The 4,740-nt window shown below is 30.8% G+C and carries 6 protein-coding genes and 1 pseudogene; 1 reads left to right on the top strand and 6 read right to left on the bottom strand.

Annotated elements, in window-relative coordinates:
• Positions 1–553: pseudogene (locus tag MVY38_RS03200) on the top strand (hypothetical protein); the annotation flags it as partial.
• Positions 554–561: 8 nt separating this feature from the next.
• On the opposite strand, the gene MVY38_RS03195 reads toward MVY38_RS03200, so the two are convergent.
• The 6 genes from MVY38_RS03195 to MVY38_RS03170 all read right to left on the bottom strand — a co-directional run.
• Entirely contained in the window at positions 562–1,704 is a 1,143-nt protein-coding gene (locus tag MVY38_RS03195) for a hypothetical protein (RefSeq protein ID WP_297483544.1), read from the bottom strand.
• A complete protein-coding gene (gene dusB, locus MVY38_RS03190; protein ID WP_297483543.1) occupies positions 1,704–2,657 on the bottom strand; it encodes a tRNA dihydrouridine synthase DusB in 954 nt (317 codons plus the stop codon). The genes MVY38_RS03195 and dusB overlap by 1 nt, the downstream gene beginning before the upstream one ends.
• Before the next feature lie 9 nt (positions 2,658–2,666).
• Positions 2,667–3,686, bottom strand: a complete 1,020-nt coding sequence (locus MVY38_RS03185) for a hypothetical protein (protein WP_297483542.1) — start codon at positions 3,684–3,686, stop codon at positions 2,667–2,669.
• A gap of 12 nt (positions 3,687–3,698) precedes the next feature.
• Complete coding sequence (gene dksA, locus MVY38_RS03180) at positions 3,699–4,049, bottom strand: RNA polymerase-binding protein DksA (RefSeq protein ID WP_297483540.1); 351 nt, start codon at positions 4,047–4,049, stop codon at positions 3,699–3,701.
• Between the two features lie 12 nt (positions 4,050–4,061).
• Positions 4,062–4,520: a 23S rRNA (pseudouridine(1915)-N(3))-methyltransferase RlmH gene (locus tag MVY38_RS03175; RefSeq protein WP_297483538.1), complete on the bottom strand. Its 459-nt coding sequence runs from the start codon at positions 4,518–4,520 to the stop codon at positions 4,062–4,064.
• The coding region (locus MVY38_RS03170) for a thiamine phosphate synthase (RefSeq protein WP_297483536.1) at positions 4,520–4,740 on the bottom strand (221 nt) is incomplete at its 5' end. The genes MVY38_RS03175 and MVY38_RS03170, both read right to left, overlap by 1 nt.

Raw genomic sequence — 4,740 nt, 5'->3', positions numbered from 1 at the left:
TACAACAGAACAAGAACCCCAAAATTCACTTTCATCATTGCCAACACAAAAAGGTGTAGATATTTCAAATAGCTACTATATAGTTATTAGTATAATGCTAATTGGTGTCTTTATTTTACTTTATCTCAAGAAAAAAGTACAAGCCAAACAGATGCCTCAAAAAAAAACAAAAAAAGCACCGTGGCTCTTTGAATCTACAAATAAAGTTCCGCAAAAGAATCAAGGAACACAAGAAGATGAGAGTAAAAACATAGCTATAAGATTTCAAAAAGCTATTGATGGAGACAATAGTGTTGTAATGCTAGACTTTGGTTCACAAAGTTATCTTGTTTTAATGGGAAAAAGCAATATTTTACTTGATAAGTTTACAGATGAAAAACCATCTTCTCAACAAGAGTTTGAATCAATTCTTCAAAATAGACATGAAGAGTTAGAATCTTTTCTCTCTACTACACCCTCTACACTAAATAATAATGTAAAAGAGAAAAATCAAGAACCACTCCAAGCGTATAAAGAGAGAGCAGCAACGCTACTCTATAGTGATAACCAGTAGATAAGAAGTTACTTCTTACTGCGTTGGTAATTTTCTTTAAGCAATTTTTTTATAGTTTTAATATTTGTTGCGTTTAACTCATATTTTTCATCCATCAATTTATTGATGTGAAATACTTCTGTGACGGTAATGCCATAAGGATCTTTTTTCTCTTTTTGCAGTTTACCAGCATCATTAAAGCTATAAAGGTAGAGTCGTTTTCTATTTGTTTGAATATAGTATGTAACTACAATTTCATCAGAATGTTTTTTCTCTAATGCTATAACTACTCGTTGATTTTCATCATATTCTTCATCTTTAATCTGTAATATATTTTTCACATACTTTACGGCAATAAATCCAACATAAAATTTATTGTATAGGTCATGATACCTTTGAATATTTTCATTCATTAAAAACTTCATATCTATAATATGATTCTTATGCCCTCTGAGTGATTTTGTAATCCAACTCATTGTATTATAATATCTAAAAGGATGAAGTTTAAGCATATGTGCTTCAATCATCTTTTTAGATCTTATTTTCTCTTTTGGTAAAAGTTTTCTCTTCTTTAAAGTTGTAATATACTCAAAAACTTTAGAAGCAGAAAACTCTTTAGTAAACCATACTTTACAATAAGATGGAAACTGTTTTGCCCCAGTAGCACCCTCATTTAATATAATAAGTGCCTTAATAGTATAGTTTGGAAATATTGTCTCAAGCAATGCATATTTTTTTCTCAAGCGTCTACGCAGTTTCAATACTGATTTTACTAGTGTCATTTCTACAAAATAGAGTTCATTATTTTTTGTAATAAACATAGCATCAAATTCGCTAATTTCTCTACTTTTCGTTCGGTAAACTATCTGTTCCTTCTCACTTATTGAGAGAGTGTTTGCATAAGCTTTATGTCTATTTTGATGAAAACCTTTAAGTATGAATTTATCAATATCTTCATTAGTTTCAGCATAACGCAGCAGTTTTTCATAAACAAAATTTTCATACACTTCACCTTCAAATGAACGATAAGAACTTAAATATGCAGGATCATCTAGCTCTATTCCTTTTTCAATAAGGGAAAGCAAATGCCTTGTATTATAATCATAATGTAAGAGATTATCTGAAATGTCATCTGTTTGAAGATTTTTAATTGATTTACTTATTTCCAACATTACAGTGTCATCTCACCATTTTTAAAAAACTCATCAATAATACTTCGGTATTGCGCAATATCATCAATAGAATTTACTTGATTTCTAAGTGCGGATGCACCTCTGTAGCCCTTTGAATAAGTATGTGTATGTTTTCTAAACATCGACACTCCATGTGTTCCATAAAAGTCAATCATTTTATCAAAATGTTCCATAATAATTTCATGCTTAAGTTGTTGATCGACATGTGCTTCACCGCTGCGAAGCTGATGAAATATCCACGGAGCACCAACAGCACCACGACCTATCATCACACCATCTGCCCCAGTATGTTCAAGTACCCATTTTGCTTTTTCATACGAATCTATATCGCCATTAGCAATAACAGGAATACTCACTGCTTCTTTTATCTCTTTTATAGCATCATAATCAACGGCAGCCTTAAATTTTCCAGCACGGGTTCTTCCATGAACAGCTAAGAAATCAGCTCCACTATCTTCAACCATTTTTGCAATATCAATATGATTTTTTTCTTCAAAACCTAAGCGTATTTTTACACTTGTAAGCTTTTTATTTGAGGTATCTTTTATCGTTTTTATAATTTCACCCATGAGAGATAAATCAAGTAAGAGAGAACTTCCACTTCCATGTCCAACAACCTTAGGAACAGGACATCCACAATTCAAATCAATGACATCTATACCATCTTGTTCATTTAAAAGTTCAACTGCAGTACGAACTATATCTACATCAGCACCAGCAATTTGAACAGAATATGGATTTTCAAGAGGAGATTTTTGAAGCATATGAAGAGTTTTTTCTGATCCATGAGCTAAAGCATTTGAACTAAGCATTTCACTCACAGTCAAATCAGCACCAAATTTTTTTACGACACTCCGAAAAGGAAGATCTGTAAAACCAGCTAATGGTGCTAAGACATATACTGGTTTGTCAAAACAGATTGTATCATTCATCAAGATTGACTATACAAAAATATCAATATTAAAGTTTTTAGCACACTCTTTTAGAGCACGATAGGCTTTAAAATTTTGATACTCATCTTTTTGTGAATTATCTAAAATTGCATCTGCTGGTGAATGCATACCTAAATCATAGAGAGTGAAAATATAAGCATCAATTGCCTCTTCATTCTTTTCAGAAAGTACTTCAAAAAGCTTAATTCTATCTTCTGGAATCATGTGCGCATTTGCAAGTTGCATAGAAAGCTCGATGAAATCTTTTTTATCTAGTTGAACACCCTCAACAAGAGAAACTAAATCTTCATTAGGAATATATAAACTATTTTCATCAGCATTAATTCTTGAAAGAATAGTATTTAAAGTCTCTTTTGTAAGATACTCTTTATATTTTTCAATATTTGCTAAACTAGCTGTTTTTATATACTCTAAATAGACCTCTTTGCGTAAGTTCTCACTATATTTTTCTTTATTAGATAAAATATCTTCTGCTTTAAGGTCACCTTTTTTAAACATATTTCTTGTATTCTGAATAACTAATTCATTATCAGTGCGAAGATTAAAGCGTTTTAAATCTGCAACTTCACCACTCTTAATAGCTTCTATGGCCTCAATGACTTTTTCTATCTTTTCATTTTTAATTTTATCTCTAACATCACCCTTCGGATAAATAATACTGTTTTCAAGAAGAGTACCTAGCAACTTGTATCTTTCAGTTTTAAAGATATAGTGTCTCTCCTGTTTACCAAGATATGTATCTGCAATTTCATCAATAATTTTTTCATAATCTTTATCATATTTACGGAGTCTAAAATTTCCTAATGTAGAATAAATCGCCATATGCAAGACACTCGCAAGATAAAGTACAACAAGAGGTAATATAACCCACAGTGCTACCGAAAGTGATGGTAGAGGAACACCAAAGAAATCTATATTAACAGTTCTCTGCGTCACATACGCATATACATACCAACCAACTAAAGCTATCCATATAAACGCAGCTATCGTATATCTTTTTAAATACATTTTAAGTCCTTCTTAATTAGATTTTTCTACAATTTCTCTACAGTCAATACAGTAAATCGCATGAGGTTTTACTTTTAATCTTTGAAAACCTATATCATCTTCACACATTTCACAAATGCCATATCCACCATTAACAATCTTTAATAGCGCTTTTTTAATCTCTTTTAACTCTTGCGTTTGTTGTTCATAAATAGCACTTTCAACCATTGAATTGTTATTGACAGATGCATGGTCACCCTCATCTTTCAAATCCAAGTTACTTAACTGATTCAACTCAATATTTACACTACTTAGATTAGTCTCTATCTGTTTCTTACGACTCTCTAAAATTTCTTTAAAATAATTTAACTCACTTGCTTGCACGTACACTTCCCTTTATTTATGATATGGATGGTTACTTAATATAGAAAAACCTCTATATATCTGTTCTAACAAAACTGCTTTTGCAATTTTATGACTCATTGTTATTTTTCCTAAACTGATAACAGCATCACTTTTTTGTAAAAATTTATCTTCAAATCCATAAGCACCACCAATAAAAAACTTTACATTCATTTTATCATTTATTAACTTACTAAATTCAAAACTATCTACAAGTTTTCCATCTGGATGCAAAGTTATACAAAAATCTTTCCCAATATAAGCTTCTAAAGCCTTTGTATATGCTTTTTGAGAAGCTTCTGGGGATATTGTGTGTGCTTTTGTTACATCTTTTGTAAAGATTTCTCTATCTGTGACATTAGCAAAACGACTAATCATCTTTGTTAAATCTTTATAAAGAGGATCATAAATCGTCTTTTCTTTTTTTGCAATTGACACAATTTCTATATTCATTAAAGTAATCCACTGCCAATTACATTATAAGTTACATTTTCAAAGTTATCATCTAATTTAACGCCACCAATTGCAGCCACTAAATGCTTTGAATGCGCAGCAATTTTATCTAATTCAGCACCTAATACAGATGTAATATCTGTTTTTGTTGATGTTTCTCTAAATGCACCTAGACCAATGTAATTTAAATCCATTTTATTCGCTTCAAGCATCTCTTCTT

This window comes from Sulfurimonas sp. (genome assembly GCF_027056685.1).
In the GTDB taxonomy this organism is placed as follows: Bacteria; Campylobacterota; Campylobacteria; order Campylobacterales; family Sulfurimonadaceae; genus Sulfurimonas.
This window is presented reverse-complemented; position numbering and strand designations above follow the sequence as displayed.